Origin of the sequence: Paenibacillus sp. FSL R10-2771 (genome assembly GCF_038000205.1) — a bacterium.
GTDB classification, from domain to species: Bacteria; Bacillota; Bacilli; order Paenibacillales; family Paenibacillaceae; genus Paenibacillus_AQ; species Paenibacillus_AQ phytohabitans.
On record NZ_JBBOBM010000001.1, the window covers coordinates 7006749 to 7024756 of the forward strand.

Annotated in this window: 13 protein-coding genes; 7 read left to right on the top strand and 6 right to left on the bottom strand. The window is 51.6% G+C overall.

The genetic code is table 11. The features are described 5' to 3' along the window. Positions 1 to 121: 121 nt before the first annotated feature. On the top strand, positions 122 to 448 hold the full coding sequence (locus tag NSU14_RS30160) for a P-II family nitrogen regulator (RefSeq protein ID WP_039300108.1): 327 nt from the start codon (positions 122 to 124) through the stop codon (positions 446 to 448). 135 nt (positions 449 to 583) lie between these two features. Here the strand turns inward: NSU14_RS30160 and NSU14_RS30165 are convergent, their stop codons facing one another. Continuing rightward, positions 584 to 1825, bottom strand: coding sequence for a DUF445 domain-containing protein (locus NSU14_RS30165; RefSeq protein WP_042132959.1), 1242 nt, complete (start codon positions 1823 to 1825; stop codon positions 584 to 586). Between the two features lie 312 nt (positions 1826 to 2137). Between NSU14_RS30165 and NSU14_RS30170 the strand changes: the two genes are divergently transcribed. Next, on the top strand, positions 2138 to 3001 hold the full coding sequence (locus tag NSU14_RS30170; RefSeq protein ID WP_039300103.1) for a Cof-type HAD-IIB family hydrolase: 864 nt from the start codon (positions 2138 to 2140) through the stop codon (positions 2999 to 3001). Between the two features lie 323 nt (positions 3002 to 3324). Here the strand turns inward: NSU14_RS30170 and NSU14_RS30175 are convergent, their stop codons facing one another. Continuing rightward, positions 3325 to 3492, bottom strand: a complete 168-nt coding sequence (locus NSU14_RS30175; RefSeq protein WP_076243512.1) for an aspartyl-phosphate phosphatase Spo0E family protein — start codon at positions 3490 to 3492, stop codon at positions 3325 to 3327. Positions 3493 to 3653: 161 nt separating this feature from the next. On the opposite strand from NSU14_RS30175, the gene NSU14_RS30180 reads away from it, so the two are divergent. Then, positions 3654 to 4109 carry an Imm30 family immunity protein gene (locus NSU14_RS30180; protein WP_042132955.1) on the top strand — a complete coding sequence of 152 codons (456 nt, stop codon included), beginning with the start codon at positions 3654 to 3656 and terminating at the stop codon, positions 4107 to 4109. 483 nt (positions 4110 to 4592) lie between these two features. Further along, entirely contained in the window at positions 4593 to 6929 is a 2337-nt protein-coding gene (locus NSU14_RS30185) for a UvrD-helicase domain-containing protein (protein WP_340948247.1), read from the top strand. Positions 6930 to 7016: 87 nt separating this feature from the next. Here the strand turns inward: NSU14_RS30185 and NSU14_RS30190 are convergent, their stop codons facing one another. Further along, a complete protein-coding gene (locus tag NSU14_RS30190; RefSeq protein WP_042132952.1) occupies positions 7017 to 8345 on the bottom strand; it encodes a 6-phospho-beta-glucosidase in 1329 nt (442 codons plus the stop codon). Further along, on the bottom strand, positions 8342 to 9322 hold the full coding sequence (locus tag NSU14_RS30195) for a BadF/BadG/BcrA/BcrD ATPase family protein (RefSeq protein WP_042132951.1): 981 nt from the start codon (positions 9320 to 9322) through the stop codon (positions 8342 to 8344). Before NSU14_RS30195 ends, NSU14_RS30190 begins: the two co-directional genes overlap by 4 nt. A gap of 286 nt (positions 9323 to 9608) precedes the next feature. Here NSU14_RS30195 and NSU14_RS30200 point away from each other — a divergent pair, with 286 nt between their 5' ends. Further along, positions 9609 to 10325: a GntR family transcriptional regulator gene (locus tag NSU14_RS30200; protein ID WP_042132950.1), complete on the top strand. Its 717-nt coding sequence runs from the start codon at positions 9609 to 9611 to the stop codon at positions 10323 to 10325. Between the two features lie 84 nt (positions 10326 to 10409). Here the strand turns inward: NSU14_RS30200 and NSU14_RS30205 are convergent, their stop codons facing one another. Together NSU14_RS30205 and NSU14_RS30210 are read right to left on the bottom strand one after the other, a co-directional pair. Further along, entirely contained in the window at positions 10410 to 12953 is a 2544-nt protein-coding gene (locus tag NSU14_RS30205) for a hypothetical protein (protein WP_340948250.1), read from the bottom strand. A gap of 23 nt (positions 12954 to 12976) precedes the next feature. Beyond that, entirely contained in the window at positions 12977 to 14977 is a 2001-nt protein-coding gene (locus tag NSU14_RS30210) for an S-layer homology domain-containing protein (protein WP_042132947.1), read from the bottom strand. A gap of 730 nt (positions 14978 to 15707) precedes the next feature. Between NSU14_RS30210 and NSU14_RS30215 the strand changes: the two genes are divergently transcribed. Both NSU14_RS30215 and NSU14_RS30220 read left to right on the top strand, forming a co-directional pair. After that, positions 15708 to 17003, top strand: coding sequence for an ABC transporter substrate-binding protein (locus tag NSU14_RS30215; protein WP_340948253.1), 1296 nt, complete (start codon positions 15708 to 15710; stop codon positions 17001 to 17003). A gap of 93 nt (positions 17004 to 17096) precedes the next feature. After that, on the top strand, positions 17097 to 17981 hold the full coding sequence (locus tag NSU14_RS30220; RefSeq protein ID WP_042132944.1) for a carbohydrate ABC transporter permease: 885 nt from the start codon (positions 17097 to 17099) through the stop codon (positions 17979 to 17981). The last annotated feature ends 27 nt before the right edge of the window (positions 17982 to 18008 follow it).

Here is an 18008-nt window from a genome sequence, read left to right on the forward strand (position 1 = left end):
GCAGTTAATATTATACTCATATTGTAAGCGTTGCCATTAAGCAAATGCACTGCACAGTAAGCCAACAAGACATTGGCAACCCCCTACAACACAATATTCGCTGTAGAAAGGGTGCATCGTTATGTTAATGATCAAAGCTATAGTACGGCCGGAGAAAGCGGATGAGGTCATGGCTGAATTACTGCTTGCCGGCTTCCCCTCCATCAGCAAAATGGACCTGCTCGGACGCGGTAAGCAAAAGGGAATCCAGGTCGGAACCAACCATTACAATCAAATTTCCAAGAAGCTTCTGATGATCGTAATTCAGGATGATGAGAAGGATGACGTCATCAGCATTATTATGCGCACAGCAAGAACCGGTGAGCATGGCTCATTCGGCGACGGCAAAATTTTTGTCCTGCCCGTACAGGAGGTCTTCACCATCAGCAACGGTAAAAACCAGCTCTAAACTTCCCGGTCTTCCTTATGACCCGCTTTCCTGTAGCGCATATGAAAGAGGCAGCCAAACGTTCCGCCAGTCTCCGTCTTCACGGACGGTCCGGGAACGCCTTGCTGCCTCTGCCTGTTCTTGCTCATGCTACTGTCAGATCATCTGGATAACTGTAAGCACCAGCCCTACAACAAAACCGCACACAGCTCCATTAACGCGAATCCACTGCAGATCCTTGCCCACCTTCTCCTCCAGCATGTTCACGAGCGAGGCGTCATCCATTTGATCAAGGTTCTCCTTGACCAGCTGGCCGATCCGGTAATGATTCGATTCCACGAAGGCGATCAGCGTGCCGCGGATCCGCTCCTCGGAAGCCTGAATCCATTCCTGCTCCTTGCCGATCCGCCGGACCAGCATAGCATACAGCCAGAACAGCTTGCGGCCGCCGCGTACCCGGTCTTCCTCAAGCAGCGCAACCGCCTTAACGCGCAGTCCTTCCAGCTGCTGCTGCACGAAAGCCGTAGCAGCCTCCCCTTGCAGCTCATTCAGCGCCCAATCCTTCAGCGAGGAGATCCGCTCCTCATTGCTCAACAGCTGGAACAGAGCGACACGGATCTCCCGGATGACCTCCTCACGGTACGGGCTGTCCTCTTCCTTGAAATCACGGATAGTGGACTGCACCATGCCCTGCAGCATTTCACCCAGCATATCGGCATCAACGAATCCGACAAAAGCCTGAAAAGCCATCCCCTTCAGCCCGCCAAGCTTCACCTCAGCCAGCTTCTCGCTGGCGATCTTGCCCAGCATCGCACGGGTTTCCGGACGCCCGCTCCAGGAGGAGATCCCTTCCAGCGCATAATCAAGAGCGGCAATATCCTTGCCGTCATTCATCAGGCTGGTAGCGATTTTATCGGCGGCAACGCCAAGCTCAGCTTCACGCAGATAGCCTGCTGCTGCAGATTGAAGATACGGAACCGCCTGCTCTACCGGAAGCCGCAGTACGAATTCTTTAATCTGCTCCAGCATTTCCGTTCTTGCTTTCTTTCTGGAGAAGAACCGTGTCAGCATGCCGGCGCCCAGAGAGATGATGTTGATTTTGCGCAGCTTGTTCTCAATGCTCTCCTTGTTCAGCAGTTCATTCTCCATCGCGGAGATTAGAGACTGTATAAGCTTATCCCGGTTCTTCAGCAGCAGCGAAGTATGCGGAATTCTAAGCCCCAGAGGATGGCGGAACAACGCGGTCACTGCAAACCAGTCGGCAATCCCTCCGACAAGACCGGCCTCGAAGCCCCCTCTCAGCAGAATAACAGCCAGGTTCTCCGGCAGAAATAAGGTGAACAGGAAACCGCATGCCATGATGGCAAGAGATATGGTAGCTAAATTTCTGGATTTCATGTGTTTATTATCCCCCTTACATAACGACCCCAAGCCATCTTTTGCCCGAAAAAATTGCTTTGCAGACAACAGCAGACATTCCCGTTACAAGATTGCAGGTCTACATTCAATTGTACCACGAGAAGACTCTTTTCTGAAAATCCGGCAAGAAACGCAGCTTAAATATACGTACCCCGGACTATATATGGATGAAAATGTGATTTTTAAATTTCAGGGAAATAATGATAAGATACAGAAAGATAAGTTATCGCGTGAAATTCAGAGCCCTTGAAGGGGCACCTACAACTATAGATGGAATAGGAGAACTGCAACATGCTAATTGCACTGGATATGGACGGAACACTGCTGAACGGGGATGGTGAGATAAGCAGGGAGAACAAGGAAGCCATACTGCACGCACAGCGCCTGGGGCATACCGTGATCATAGCCACCGGACGTTCTTACATGGATGCGGAGCGTCAGCTGCGGCTGGCAGATCTGGAGTGTCCTGTAGTGAGTCTGAACGGCGCTGTTGTCACACTGCCTGACGGAACGCTGGCCGCGAGTACACCGCTGAACAAGGAGGATATCATCCCCGCGCTGCGCTGGATGAACGAGATTCCTGAATTGTACTATGAGGTATACACAGAGGATAACGTATATGTAGAGCTTGATAAGCGGGTACGGCTGGAGAAGCTGTCGGCACTGAAGGAAGATGAGGTTCCCGAAGAGGTAGGCTGGCTGCTTAAGGCGATGATCGACCAGCAGTTTCAGCAGGCGGCTGTAACCTATGTGGAGAGCATGGAGGACATCTGGAGCAAAGAGGAGAATCTGATCTACAAGACACTCGCCTTCTCGCTGAACCGTGAACTGCTGAAGGAAGCCTCTACACGGTTCGCTGCGATTCCCGGGCTGATTATTACGGCATCGCATGTCAACAATATTGAAATTAATCATAAAGATGCTAATAAAGGCAACGGCGTGAAGCTGATGGCGGAGCATTACGGCATCCCGGCAGCGCAAATCGCAGTTATGGGTGACAGCTATAATGATCTGCCGATGTTCGAGATCGCCGGCTACCGGATTGCAATGGAGAATGCCGCACCCATCCTCAAGGAAACCGCCGATTTCATTACGCTAAGCAACTCGGAGCATGGTGTTGCTGCGGGTCTGCGGCATCTTTTGGATAAGCAGTAACTCTGGCTTCATAGCACAAGTGGAAACGGCTTTGCCGTCCTTTTGTAAGGACGGTACTGTTTCAGCGAGAAATAGAAGGATAAATTATCGTGTGAAACATATAAATTCTTATATTTCAAAGAAAAAACAGCCCTCACAGGAAGGCTGCTCTTCTTCAGCGGCGGCCGGCTCCAGAGCGGTGAAGAAAGCAGACAGATATTGCACCCAGGTTTAATGCGAGAAATATGATGACAGTTAACCGCTGGGCGGTAGTCAAAGCCAACAGAACGGGAATAAACACGACATCCCTCCAAATCTCACCTTTTATTTGTGAATCTATCCAATCAGCTAATCCTTTGCGGATAGCTATACTGATTAAGCAAATGATCCAGGGCAACCGATTGTTCAACTACTTTGGGATGTGTCAAAATACCGTATCTCTGCTGCGTCTGGTACAACTTCTGTCTGGCTTTCTCTACCTGCAGCAAAAATGTACGATCATTGGTCTGCATGACACTTCCTCCTTTGTTCAATATATTAATCTCAGCTGTCAAAAATTGGACCTTAAGATAAATGGCGTGAACTATTCTTACATAACCCGCCGCAAGCTGTACTCTGCCCGGCATAAACACCTGGCAGCTTCAGCTGCAAGGTGAATTAGGAGGAATCTCAGATGAACCTGTACCCGGGGATTGCCCGGCTATATGAGAACCGGCTGCTGCGTACCGAGCTGGAATGTGAGCAATTTGATCTTGCGCTGGAAGGCCTGGCTGGTGATACGGAGGATGCCGTGATTCATCAGATCTTCAAGGTATTCGATGATGATACGGAACAGGAGGAGGTCATGTTCAGCCTCGTCCATTTCGTGGAGAGCGTTCAAATGGAGATGTACCTGACCCAGCTGCTCGAGTCACTGCCGGACATGATGGAGCATGCACGCAACTGGGCCATTGTGCTGAATACAAGAATCCTGAATGACGATAATTACCGCAAAGATTACGCAGAGATCGCCGCTCTCATGCCGGTGAAGGTCAAGAGATGCCTGGCTTTTCTGCTGGAGGAAATTAAGGAAGACAATCCCCGGCTGTTCGAGCGCAAGGCTAATTACATTCTCGCTAAACTGAAGTAACTAATCTATCCATACTTCGCAGCCCCGCTAGCAGAATGCCCAAAGGTATTGCCGGACCCTCCTGAAGAATATCCAGAATCACATGTCTTGGTTCCAGTCCCTTAAACCCTTGATGGGCTGGTTCTGCCTATTATCCCGCTCCTCTTATTCACTAGACTTCCATGCAGGGGAACGGGCAAAATGGTATATTGTATACTGGTCAAAATGTTGTACATATTGCAACTTGGATTCATAGATACCAGGAAATTCAAAGAATTGTTGCATGAAATACAGCAATTGTCTGGATTATCCGCTTAAATGAGGTGGAACGCTGCATTTTATACAACAATTTTGGGATTAGGCGGGATTTAAAGAGGGAAATGTTGTATTTCGTGCAGGATTTAGAGCTGGTGCAGTGATAATCTACGCCTGAAAGTTCCCCAACGGTAAACCCGCAGCATAACTTGCACATAAGCTTATATAGAACAAACGAAGGTGAATCTAATGAACAAGCTTTTATTTCATAATATACCGCTGGGCGCTACCGGCGAGAAAATCCCCCAGGCGAAGGTTGCCTCCGCCCGGACGAGCAGGGAGACCGTGAAGCCCGGAGACAGCGACGCGGCTTACTTCCGCAGGCTGGAGGAAGGCGGCATTCTGCTCAATCCTCCGCAAATCTCAGCGGTGCGGCATCATCTCGGGCCGCTGCTGACGCTGGCGGGAGCGGGCTCCGGCAAAACCTCGGTGCTGATCTGCAGAACCGGGTATTTGCTGTCTGTGCGCGGCATCGCCCCGGGCCGGCTGCTGCTGCTCACGTTCTCCAGCAAGGCAGCGGCAGAGATGCGCGAGCGGATTGCGCTGCTGCCGGGTGTGGATGCGGGCGATGCCGCCCGCCTGCAGGCCCGCACGTTCCACTCGTTCTTCCTTTATTTCCTGCGCCGGCAGGGACTGCGGCAGGATATATTCCATGAAACCCGGCGCCAGCACATTCTGCTGAAGCAGATCATGCGTCAGCTCGGGCTGCCGAAGGATGCCTATCCTCCAGAGAATCTGCTCACCCTGCTCTCCTCCTGCAAGATGAATATGGGCTTGCCCGAGGATATGCCGGAAACGACGGAAGCGGAGAAGGAAATGAAGGCCATTCTCGCCTTGTACGAGCAGTGGAAGACCGATAATTTCAAAATCGATTTCGACGACGTGCTGCTGATCGCTTACCGGATGCTCCGGGAGCAGCCGGCACTTCTGCTGGAGCTGCAGCAGAAATACCAATATGTAATGGTCGACGAATTCCAGGATACAAATGCGCTGCAATATGAGCTGGTCAAAATGATCGCCCATCCGCAGGACAACCTGATGGTGGTCGGAGACGATGATCAGACCATCTATTCCTTCAACGGGGCGCGCAGCGAGTTCATCCTGGAGTTCGAGAAGCTGTATCCCAATGCCAAGGTGATCACCCTTGATATCAATTACCGCTCCGGACCGGCCATTATCGGGCTCGGGAACGGGATTATCCGCCATAATTCGCGGCGCCGGGCCAAGACGCTGCAAGCTGCCAAAAGCAGCGGCAATCCGCCCCGCTATCTGCGTCCGCAAACGGCGGATGAAGAAGCCGAGCAGATTGTAGAGCATATCGAGCGTGAGATCGGCAGCGGAGCAAGAGAATACCGCGATTACGCCCTGTTATACCGCGCTACCAGCAGTAACCGGGCAATCCTGGAGCTGCTGCTGATGCGCGATATCCCTTATGTGGACTACGGCGAAGGCCAGCTGCTCTACGAGCATTGGCTGATCTCCCCTGTGCTGGATCATCTGCGCCTGTCTGTTAACCGCCGGAACTTCGCCGCGATGGAGAACATTCTGCCTACCCTCTACATGAGCCGGGAAAAAGGGATGGAGCATATCCGCCGCATGGAGGCCGTGCAGGCGAAGCAGGGCCCGCTGATTCACCTCCTGTCCATGCCGGGCATGGAGGATTTCAAAGGTACCAAGCTGCGCGAGCGGCTGGATCTGATCCGCGGGCTGAGCGGGCTGACACCGGTGCAGGCCATCCGCCAGATCCGCACTGTTTTCTATGACTATTTCATCGAAGCCAATGAGCGGCATCAGGCTACCCTGCACCGGGAGACGCTTAAGGAAATGCTCGATGAGCTGGAGGCATCCGCAGAGCGGTTCGGCACGATTCCGCTGTTCCTCGAATTCATAGATAATGTAACCGAGCGCAACGAGCAGAGCCGCCAGCCGGGGCTTAAAGAGCAAGGCAACCGGATTGCCCTGATGACTATCCATAAATCCAAAGGACTGGAGTTCCCCGTTGTCTTCCTTATCGGGGCTTCCGAGGGCATTCTGCCGCATAGCTCCGCATTGGAGGAGGGCCGGCTGAAGGACCGCAAGCCGGCGAAGGCAAGCGTTACTGTGGTCGGCAGTGCTGCCGCCAGAGCCGCAGCCGAGGCAGGAATAGCTGCACTCGAAGAGGAACGTAGACTCGCCTATGTAGCTGTTACCCGGGCCCGCGAGGAGCTGTTCATCAGCTCGCCCGCAAGGCACCGGGGCAAGAAGGCAGAGGTCTCGCGCTTCATGCTCTCCGCTTTCCGCACTGCTGCACCGCCTCAGGCAACTGCACCGGCCGCCGCAAACAGAAGCACTATAGTGCGCAGCAGCTATTCGTCCGGGTCCCCCGTAGCCAGAACGCATACAGTTCCCGTCTGGAGCTGTACCGGCAAGTCCTGCCCGGGCTGGACCCGGATGAAGGCGGGCGGAGCCGAGGATCACCTTGTCTCGAAGCCCTGTCCGCTCTGCAAATCCGCCATGCAAAAGAGCACCCGGGAAGTCCCTGTATAACGGGACGCACGGCCTCCTGTACACAACCATCAGCCCCATTCAGCAGCTAACCGGCGCTGAATGGGGCTGATGGTGTTATTCCCGGGTTTATCTTGCCCGCACCTGGAATTGGGGCAGATAATCGGCATTCTGCTCAAGAATATCGGCCAGAACCTCCTTGGCGATCCGCTCGTCTCCTACCAGCGGGTGGATCGTCAGCGCCTGCAGCGCAGAGGCATAATCCCCTTTAACCGCTGCTTCAATCGTCAGCTCTTCATAAGCCTTCACCACCTGCAGCAGACCTCTGATCTGGGGAGGAAGCGGCTTGCTCGGGGCAAGCGCATGCGGCCCGTCCGATTTGATAACACAGTTGATCTCAATGGAGACATCGCCCGGAAGATCAGGGATTATCCCCTGATTACGCACATTGACCGTCTGAATGTCGCCGGTATCATTATAGATGGACTTCATCAATTGAACAGCCGCTTCCGAATAGTAGGCACCGCCGCGTTTCTCCAATTGAGCCGGCTTACTGTTCACTTCTGGCTGCTTATAAATCTCGAACAGCTCGGCTTCTACTTCTTTTACCTCATCGGCACGGGTCTTTCCGGTCTCTTGATAATGCCCGGAGATCTCCCGGTACATCTCTTCCTTCATATAATAATAACGGTGGTAGGGGCAAGGAAGTGCTCCCACGGACTGAATGAATTCGGAATCCCACTCCAGATCGGGTATATTGGCCATCGAAGGCCCTTTGGCTCCGGACAGCTTGTTCAGGAAATCCTCCGTCACGTCCTCTCCTTCAATCAGCACCCGGGTCGTCCAGTTGAGGTGATTGATCCCGACAATCTCAATGAACATATCCGATTGCGGAACCCCGTAGAGCTCAGCGATCTGCATCTTCGTGCTTATCGGGAGATTGCACAGCCCGACAGATTTGACAGTGGAATGCTTCGAGACAGCTTCCGTAATAATACCGGCCGGGTTGGTGAAGTTGATCATGAACGCACCCGGGGCCAGTTCCTCAATATCCCGGCAAATGTCCAGAATTACCGGAATGGTGCGAAGCGCTTTGGCGAATCCGCCCGCTCCTGTTGTCTCCTGGCCGATTAAATGATGGGCCAGCGGTATCTTCTCATCTCTTGAGCGGGCATCAAGCATGCCCACACGGATCTGCGTAGCGACAAAATCCGCACCGCGAATCGCTTCGCGCCGGTCCAGCGTCGTATGAAGCTTGATAGGTTTGCCGCTTGCATCAATCATACGCTGTGCCAGTTCGCCTATGATTCTCAGCTTGTCCGCTCCGGCCTCGATATCTGCCAGATACAGCTCAGCAACCGGGAATTCATCATAATACCGGATCAGGCCCTCTACAAGCTCCGGTGTATAGGAGGAACCTCCTCCGATTACTGCGATTTTCAAGTGGTTCTTCTTCATTTGCGATTCCCTCCGTCTCTCTTGAAATTCTCTATTATTGCCGGGGTTACGGGCAGGCCAAGCCGGTCCATTGCAAGCATCACCGCACCGAATACAGGCGGCAGCTCCGGGATTACAAGTGTGCAAAGGGGATGCTCCGCCTTCGCCTCTTGAAGCAGCGCATCCAGCAGCAACGGGTTTCTGCCGGATTGAAGGATACTCCCGGTAAGGATGACCGGTACCGCTTCCTCTTCAAAGCCGCCCAGTTTGCGGATCACAGCCGATGCAGAAATCCCCAGCTCTCTGCCCATATCTGCAAGCAGCTGGCGGGAGAGCCAGTCGCCTGAGTCTGCCGATTCGTGAACAATCAGCGACAGCTCCAGCGGCGCCGCAGTGATCTCATCATCGAGATACCGGTTCAGCATCTCCCCGAAGCTTGTAAACCCAAGCCTCAGAGGTATCCGCTCGACCAGATCACTGTAGGGTTCCCTGCCTTCCCAGCAGCGCACCGCCCTGCCGAGTGCCTGTGCAGCGAGATAAAAGCCGCCGGCCCGGTCACCGAACAAAGTGTCAAATCCGCCTACCTGCACCGTTTGCCCGAGCCGGTTGCGGCCCGCCGCGTTCGTATTGCTTCCACAGACAAGCACCACTCCCGTGTTATCCCGGCTCCCGACACGGAGTCCCTCCAGCGTATCGCAGACCATATTCCAGCTCCGCAAGTCCAATTGCCTGCTGATTTCCGGAGAAAGCCTGTCCATATCAATACTGCGATCAGCACCCGCAAGACCGAACTGTACAAAATCCAGCTGATCCATGGCAATTCCTGCCTGCGCAAGCGCGCCAAACAGCGCTCCGCGAATATTGAGCACAGCCGCCTGGACTCCAATGATTTGATGGTTGCCGCAGCCTGTCACTGCGGATCCCAGCACTTTGCCGTAATGATCAGCTATAATGGCAATGGTTTTGCTCCCGCCGCCGTCTACACCCGCGAAGTACATAGCTTTCACTCCTGATTGGTATATTGAGTTTATTTATAGTAACATTTTTATATATTGTTCCTACAAATATATTTCCTTTTTCATGCGTCCGTATAATCAGAGAATTCCCTTACAGAAAAAAACAATAGATAAATCTCTTTACCTGGCATAGGGTGAACAAAGATCGAATTCCACTTTTAGGAATTACATATTCCCGGAAACCCCGAATTCTTCTCTTTTCTATTAGGTTTCTCCTGCCCTTTTTCCGTGATATAATATAACAAATTGGCATCGGAGGAAACTTGTAATGACAAAGAGAACAAATAACACATTATATTTCAATATTAAAGAACAACTGCTCAAACAGATTCAATCCGGGTTCTATGCCGTCGGAGAGAAACTCCCCACCGAAGCCGCATTATGCGAGATGTTCTCCGCCAGCCGGACTACAATCCGCCTCGCGCTCAGCGAGCTTGAGGTTCAGGATATTCTTGAGCGGCATCAGGGCAAGGGCACCTTCGTCAAACGCAAGGAGCTCCAGCTTAACCAGAAACGCAGCTTCACAGAAGATGTGCTGATGAGCGGCAAAGAGCCGACCAGTAAAATCATCGAAGCCAAAGTGATGCCTGCGGAAATACCGCTTAATGAATTCCTTAATATCTCGGTGAAAGCTCCCGTGAACCAGCTTTTGCGGATCCGCTACGCGGATAATGAACCCCTTCTATATGAAACTACTTATATTGCCTGGGATCTTGCCCCGGGGCTCATCAATGAGTATAAAGACGGATCACTCTTCTCCTTCCTGGAGTCAGAGTACAGCCTGAAGGCTTACCGCTCTGTGGAGCAGTTGAAGCCTGTACTGGCGGACAAGCTGGCCAGCAGATTGCTTGGCGTCAAAGAAGGCTCCCCTTGTCTGCAAGTAAGAACTTTTACGTATCTGGCCGACGGCTCCCCGCTGGAATACAGCTTCGGCGTATTCCGGGGTGATTTCCCCAGCTATACTATCGAGAGGCAGTTTGGATAACAGAAGGTTAGAACAAAATTAGAGCAGAGAGCATGCGGAGCACCCCTCATGGGTGCTCCATTGCTTTTAATTCATTAAGCTCCGCTACTCTTTGATGATTTCAAAATAACGCCCCAGCCAGTATGGCAATGTAAAAACCGACCCCGCTTCAATGCTGCCTGAACGGTAGTTATACCCGGGATTGGCGCCTGTTGTCTGGCTGTCATTCTCAAACGGATTCGAATTATGCTTAATGATGCGCCGCTCATCCGGTGCAAGTGCGTAGTTCGTCTGCTTGTAATCGTCGCGGTCACCCGGTTCAATATAGAGCACATCCTGACGGTCCCATTGCACCGGGAATTCAATCTGGAATTCAGGGAAACGGTACAGGAACCGGACAGCAGATTGCAGATCGACATCGGTTTTATCCGGATGCGCAAGCTGGTAGAGGAAGGTGTAGAACGGATTCTCCTCCCGTACCTCATTGGAATACCACTGATCATAGGCTGCTACAATCTGTGCATGTCTGCCTGCATCCTGCTCAAGGGTGACAAGCACGAATACCGGGAACCAGCCCAGCTCTTCATCCGAGTAATTGATATACTGGGTCCAGTCATTATGAATCGTCGCATTGGTATTCGTGCCATCCCCTGCATTCTCCATGGTTACGGCCTGGTTATCGTTCTCGCTGTAAGCGTTGGTAGCCTGACGCACAAGTCTCCGCTCAATATAATCAAGTGCCATATCCATATAGCCCTGACCGTTGATATACGGTTCCTCCTTGCTGTAGCTGCCGGCAAAAGCCTGCTCATAGGCCAGCTCATATTTCGCCGAATCGGCCGGATAGCTCTCTGCGACAATATAGCTCGCCGACTTCAGCGCAGCCATGACCTGCAGTGCGTTGAGCGGACCGTCTTCGTAGCCGTAGGACAGCGCATCGTCTCCGTTCTCGTCAACCCCAATCTTGGACTGCCACTGTACTTGCTGTTCCATAACGCCAAGGCTGTCGTTGAAATATTTGGCGAACCATCTGGACCACTGTGTTGATTTGCCGGTAGCATCCTCAATGTAATAATGGTCATCCTTCAAGATCAGCTCTGTCATGCGGTGCGTTGTTTCTTCAATGAGGGATTTCAGCTCAAGAAGTTCAGGATCGGTGCTGTCACCGACCAGATATTTATAAGCTGTGTAGAACATGGCGTAGTGCCCATCCACTTCATCTGCGGAGGTATCTGCCTTATACACAATCTGATTCATGTCGATATGGCCGTCCACAATGGCGCTATCCGGGAACAAATCATTGAAGAAATCCGGAATCTGCTCATAGACGGGAGCCGTCAGCTGAAACAGCGGCTTATTATTTTCACCCGTTGTTTTGTCTTCCTTCGCATCATTATTGTTAGTGGCGGCCGTAATGACAGGCAGCACCTGATATACCGCACCTGTTGCGGTAGTTCCTACCCGTGTCTTAATATCAATTCCCAGCTTCTGTCCTTCTGGACGTGTCAGGTTGAGCTCATCAATCGCAGCTTGACTAAGCCCAAGTCCGTTGTAGTTGAGCACATCCGTGCCTCCGCTTGGGAACAGCGTGGAGCCTTTTTTGTTCTCTGCGTCCTTGGTTACCCTAACCATGGAATAGCCAATCGGCTCTGTCCCGTCGTTACGCTGCATGCTTGGAATAATCCCATTGGGGTTAATCATGTCCGGCCCGACGAAGTTCTGGAACCAGAACCCGTTCGTAGACTGGTAGCCATACACTGAGTTGCCCACTGTAGCCGCAGTGGCTTCGCTGGTCAGCATATAGGAACGTGCCGGGAACCCGTTTCCGCGTCCGGATACATAATCAAGCAGCAGCACAGCCTTGGTTGCTCTAAGCGCTGCCGCTCTGGCATCGGCGATTTCTGCCTGCTCTCCAGAGGCCGGACTGGTCCCGTACTGCTCCTGTAGCGCTTTATAGCGGAATACCTCACCCATTGCATACATCGCGGTCCATAAGCCATCATTATCGCTGGTGGTAGGCGTTGATGTGAACAGTCCGGTCGCAGAGTTGTAATTGACCGCGTCCAGCGTGCCGTCTGTCTCCGTAAAGTTAAATCCTGCGCCATGAACCATGCCGCGCCGGTCAAGAATTGATTCCACGAGATCCTCATAGATAAATGATTTGTCATGCAGCGTCTTCTCCGGCATCGCGATGTGAGTGACACCGCTTGCCGTCCGGACCCAGATGCCGCTCTCCCCGTCACTGGCAAGACCTGTCACATGATCGTCGCCGCCATACAGATACCTTGGTCCAGCCATATACTGAACGATATCCTTAGTGTCGCTTGCGGTGAAGTCAACCCGCTGCAGGCCGGTCTCCGTTCCAATCCAGTAGACGCCCCCGTCCAGAACAACACTGGTTACATCGCCGATCACCGACAGCGGCAGAAATTTGAGTGCAGCAGTATCGGTAACCCATTCGATGCCACCCGGGATGGACACCGATCCGGTTTTGTAATAGGTCATTTCTTTGGTCTGCACGGCTTCCAGCTGAACAGGAGAGTAGCTCGCACCAGGCAGCTTGTCTGCGAATACAGGTGCCGCCGGCAGGACAGACAACGTCAAGGCAAGCAGGGCACCCGTAATCTTCAGGCCATTCTTCTTCATCATGTACATGGTAAACTCCCCTTTCCTTATTGGTAGATATGCGATACGCCGGTTTGTGTTATAACCAGTACGCCCGTACTTCCATCCGATAGCAGCAGAAGTACTTTATCATCGTACAATTCCTTGCCTTGTGCAGAATAACTGGTCATTTCATTCGTTTTGAGATTGATTTTTGTTACTCCGCTGTTTGTTCCGATCCACAAATAAGTACGGGTTTTGTCCAGAATGGATGTGTTAACCCCCCGCAGGGAAGCGAATAGAGATGGTTTGACATTAAATTCATAGTTAACAAAGGTTATTGCATTCACAAGGTTCGGCATGGTCACATCCGGATTGGCTATCGAAGGAGTGTATGAAGGGTCCTGGAGGAAGGTCAGGTATTGCTTGGCCAAGCCTTCTGCTCCCGTCGAGCTGAACGAGCTTAAGGCTTCGGCATAGGAATACCGCTCGGGAGTTTTGGTCGTTGGTGTTGGTGTTGGCGTTGGTGTCGGCGTTGGTGTCGGCTTTGGCGTTGGTGTTGGTGTTGGCGTTGGTGTCGGTGTTGGTGTTGGCGTTGGTGTCGGCGTTGGTGTTGGTGTTGGTGTTGGTGTCGGTGTCGGTGTTGGTGTTGGTGTTGAAGTCGGGGTTGGTGTCGGACTTCCCGTATCCGGGCTAGGGCTTGGAGCAGGAGTGGATGTTGAGCTTCCCGTGCCGCCGCTTGAACCCGTTCCTCCCAAGTTGCCGGTTGTTGAAGCGATCAGATTGCCTGAAGCATCATAATCTTGTCCGCCTATGCTTACCTTTGAAGCATTAATCGTCAGCTTGTCCGGCTTGACAGAGAACGACACGCCTTCTACATTAACTACCGCTTCTATGATTGCCCCTTCGCCAGTTACGGCAGCTGCACTGCCTAAAGTCATTTTCCTGACGGTTCCGCCCTTGTTCAATTTAATAGCTGAGCCGCCTGCTTTGGATGAGACATTAAAGCTGCCAACCTGGCCGCTTTCCAGCGTGAACCCTGTCTTTGCAACCACATTCAGCTCATTTACATCCCCTGCCAGGGAAACAGCATCTGAAGCTCCCGTAAACACATTAACGATATTTACTGCCTGCCCCGATTCATTAACAATCCGGGCACCGGAGGTCACATCAATCTCCGTAGCTGTTGTCTTTCCCTTCAGCAGAACCCTTACAGGAGCGGCGGGCTTGCTGACTACAATCCGGTTCACTTTACTGTCCGTTAGGGTGATGCTGTGTATACCGCCGCCGTTTATGTAAACGACGCCTCCAATAGTCGTGTTGACCAGACTCAGATTACCTTCGCCAACACCAGGCGTAATATATAAATTCCCCGAGAAGTTCAGATCGGACAGGGTGCCTCCAGCCGTATTAACAATCAGATTTCTGCCGGATATTCCTGAATGATCCCCGCCGTCGGCAATCAGGAGGCCCATGGCGTTATTAATCATCTTCACAGCCTCGGCCCGCGTCAGTGCTTTTTTGGGCTGGAACAAGCCTTGCGGTGTGCCCTCCACATAACCGGCTTCCTTCATAGCATATACGGCTTCCTTGGACCAGCCGGCAATCACAGCATCATCTGTAAATGGGGAGATGGCATTCCCGGAAGCTGCAACATTGAATACTCTGCTGAGAATAAGGGCCGCCTGCTCACGGGTCAGAACCTCAAGCGGGCCGATCTCGCCTTCTCCGCTGCCAATAAGGGCACCAGCTGCAACTGCTTTGCTGATTTCAGTGGCATACCATGCCGTCCGGGGGACATCGGTAAAGCTCTGGGCACTTTCTTCACTGAAATTAAAGATCCGGTTAATCAGGGCTGCGAATTCTGTTTTTCTGATTCCGTCATTCGGCAGAACAAGGCCATCCTCGTTGCCTTTGAGCAATCCCATTTCCTTCCACGAGGCAATTTCCTCTGCGGCCCATACAGGAATCTTCTCTGTTGTTTCTGCAGATGCTGCGGACACGCCGGTAAACGCCACGGATGACACCACGGCGAATACTCCAAGCGTCTGCTTCCATTTGAACTTCATATGCGTTCCTCCTAAAGTTTAGATTGCGTCTGCTTCACCCGAAAACCCTCTTACACACCCCGGTTTGGATCTTACTTCTAATGGCGCTCCTGACTTTCGAACCCTCTTACCCGAAACAAATCTTCAGGGGTTACATCCTTTTCAGGTTATCTTATTGATTAATCCGTTTCTGTTATGTCACCTCCATGTCATATCATTAATGTTATTGTAGTAACATTTACCCACATTCTATTTTTAATCATAACAAATTGTCAACACATTTCTTTAACAGGCATATATTTCTCCTTTCTTTTCCACATACTCCCATAACATCGTAAAATTCCATATAAATTCAACGTTGTTTGCGCTTACATAAAATCGGTGACTGAAAATAATTATTCGTCCTTTCCGGAACAAAATGAATTTTATAAGTTTTTTTGCATGAAAAACAATTGACAGGGGCCTTGGTATAATTAATAATGAAAACTATATTGTTACTACAAATTTCCTTTAACGTATCAATTTCATTTGCCGTCCAGCATTATCTCACTCAAACACGTCATGTAAAGTTACATATCGAGACGAAAGTTCGAGGAAAAGGCAAAATCCAAGGTTAAAAAGATTCTTTTAACGTCACATTATTTACCATTCCAACTTGAAAGGGAGGAACTGCCGCTAACCACTCTGCCTGCGGGCAATCCCTACGGTCAACCAATATAACCCCATTCCATATTAAGGGAGCGATTAACTAATGAAAAAGTGGATGATTGCACTGATCTCAACGATGCTGGTTACCGCCATAACGGGCTGCTCTTCTGCAGATCCAAATAACAGCTCAGCAAATAACGGCAGCTCTGATGCCAAACCGGAAACACTCCGAATTGCCATGGGTTCACCGGGAGAAGGGCTGATTAAGGTCTGGGAAACCATCGGCAAAGAGTTCGAGGAACAGCATCAGGGCATCAAAGTTGAATTCAGCTATCAGGACGATGACACCTATCAAACGATCGGACTGCCGAATCTGCTTAACGGCAAAAACGCTCCCGATCTATACTTCGAATGGGCCGGGCAGCGCCTGCAGACCAGAGTAACAGACGGTTATGCCGCGGATATTACAGAGCAGCTTCAAAGCTCGGGGCTGAAGGACATGTTCGCCGAAGGCACCTTCAATGGCATGGTAATTGACGGCAAGACCTATATGATTCCCACTGCGGGCGATGTGACGAACGTTATCTTTTACAATAAAGCGGTGTTCAATGATCTGGGGCTGCAGCCTCCAACCACCTGGGAGGAGTTCCTTCAGGTATGCGATACGATTAAGCAGGCAGGCATCACTCCACTCGTGATCGGCAACTCCGATCTGTGGACGGCAGGCAACTGGGTGGCCCATATCATTTCCCGTGTCGTGGGGGAGGACGCCTACAGCGAGGCTATGCAGCTGAAGCAGCCGTTCAATACCCCGGATTTTGTCAAAGCCTACGGTTATGTACAGGAGCTATGGGACAAAGGATATATTAACGAGAATGTAACTGCCTCCAGTGACAGTGAAGCGGATATGCTGTTCCTGAACGGCAGCGGTGCCATGCATCCGATCGGCAGCTGGCTGGCCCCGACCGCAGTGGAAGAAACACCGGATCTTGAGCTTGGCTACTTCAATACTCCTGCCATACCGGACGGGAAGGGCAATCAGGACAGTGTGATCGGCGTGCTGAATGGAATGGTCGTCAATAAAAATTCCAGGCTGATCGATGAGGCCATTGATTTCATGAAGCTCTACAGCTCTGCCGAATCCTCCAAGAAGCTCACTGACGCCGGCGCCGTGCCGATTACCAAGGACGGAATCGATAAGGAGACTATGCTTCCGCTCTCACTTGATTTGAATGATCTGATGGAGAATGCGCCAGTGCTGGTGTCCCCGCCTGATACGGGCTATTCCATCGAGGTAGCCAATGCGCTTAACATGGCCACCTCCGAGGTCATTGGAGGCGCCAAATCACCTGAAGACGCCCTCGCCGAACTGGAGACAACCATCGCCCCTCTGAAGTAACGAAGAGATCACGCGCACAGCAGCCCTTTCACAAGTTGAAGCTATCTGCGGACCCTGTGCTTAGATTGATATCCTGAAGTGGAGGTGGACCCATTGTCCGGCAAAAGCAATAAACTCTCTCCCTACCTGTTCATCTCGCCAGCCCTTCTGCTGTTTGCCTTTGTTGTGCTTATTCCGGTCCTCATGACATTCGTATTCAGCTTCTACGACTGGAACGGGATCGGCCAGATGAAATTCACCGGCTTTGACAATTACATCCGGGCTTTTCAAGACCGCATCTATATTAATTCCTATGGACACACACTGATTTATATTGTAGCCACGGTCGTTGTTGAAGTCCTTGTCGGACTGGGACTCGCAGGCTTAATCACGATGGGCCGCAAGGGCAGCGGAATATTCCGGCTGGCATTCTTCGTGCCCGTTATGCTGCCGATGATTGTCGTATCCTACTTATGGAAATTCGTCTACAATTCTGATTTTGGTCTCATCAATATCCTGCTGGAGAAGATCGGCCTGGAGAGCTGGACCCGCGTCTGGCTAGGCAACCCTGATACCGCACTTTATGCCATCTGTATCGTATCCGGCTGGGTCTACGCAGGGTTCTATATGACCATCTTTTATTCCGGAATCCAGCGCATTTCCAAAGAAGTCTATGAATCCGCCTATCTGGACGGCGCCGGAGAAGGACAAATATTCTTCAAGATCAAAGTGCCGATGATCCGCAATCTGGTAGAGACCGGTGTCATGCTGTGTGTGCTTACCGGCTTCCAGTCCTTCGATCTGTTCTATGTAATGACCAACGGCGGGCCGTATAATTCTACTGAAATCGTTACGACCTATCTTGTAAAAGTAGTCTTTACCCACATGAGCATCGGCTACGGGTCTGCGCTTGCCGTCATCATGACAATCGTGATCGCGGTCATCGGGCTTGTTGCCGGCAGACTGAATAAGAAAGACTCCGGTGTGCTGGAGTATTAAAATAACCCCACAAAGTGGGGCTTTGGC

Bases quoted from the DNA above. Each gene is read 5' to 3' on its own strand.
- NSU14_RS30160 (WP_039300108.1), top strand. From the start codon at position 122: ATGTTAATGATCAAAGCTATAGTACGGCCGGAGAAAGCGGATGAGGTC.
- NSU14_RS30165 (WP_042132959.1), bottom strand. From the start codon at position 1,825: ATGAAATCCAGAAATTTAGCTACCATATCTCTTGCCATCATGGCATGC.
- NSU14_RS30170 (WP_039300103.1), top strand. From the start codon at position 2,138: ATGCTAATTGCACTGGATATGGACGGAACACTGCTGAACGGGGATGGT.
- NSU14_RS30175 (WP_076243512.1), bottom strand. From the start codon at position 3,492: ATGCAGACCAATGATCGTACATTTTTGCTGCAGGTAGAGAAAGCCAGA.
- NSU14_RS30180 (WP_042132955.1), top strand. From the start codon at position 3,654: ATGAACCTGTACCCGGGGATTGCCCGGCTATATGAGAACCGGCTGCTG.
- NSU14_RS30185 (WP_340948247.1), top strand. From the start codon at position 4,593: ATGAACAAGCTTTTATTTCATAATATACCGCTGGGCGCTACCGGCGAG.
- NSU14_RS30190 (WP_042132952.1), bottom strand. From the start codon at position 8,345: ATGAAGAAGAACCACTTGAAAATCGCAGTAATCGGAGGAGGTTCCTCC.
- NSU14_RS30195 (WP_042132951.1), bottom strand. From the start codon at position 9,322: ATGTACTTCGCGGGTGTAGACGGCGGCGGGAGCAAAACCATTGCCATT.
- NSU14_RS30200 (WP_042132950.1), top strand. From the start codon at position 9,609: ATGACAAAGAGAACAAATAACACATTATATTTCAATATTAAAGAACAA.
- NSU14_RS30205 (WP_340948250.1), bottom strand. From the start codon at position 12,953: ATGATGAAGAAGAATGGCCTGAAGATTACGGGTGCCCTGCTTGCCTTG.
- NSU14_RS30210 (WP_042132947.1), bottom strand. From the start codon at position 14,977: ATGAAGTTCAAATGGAAGCAGACGCTTGGAGTATTCGCCGTGGTGTCA.
- NSU14_RS30215 (WP_340948253.1), top strand. From the start codon at position 15,708: ATGAAAAAGTGGATGATTGCACTGATCTCAACGATGCTGGTTACCGCC.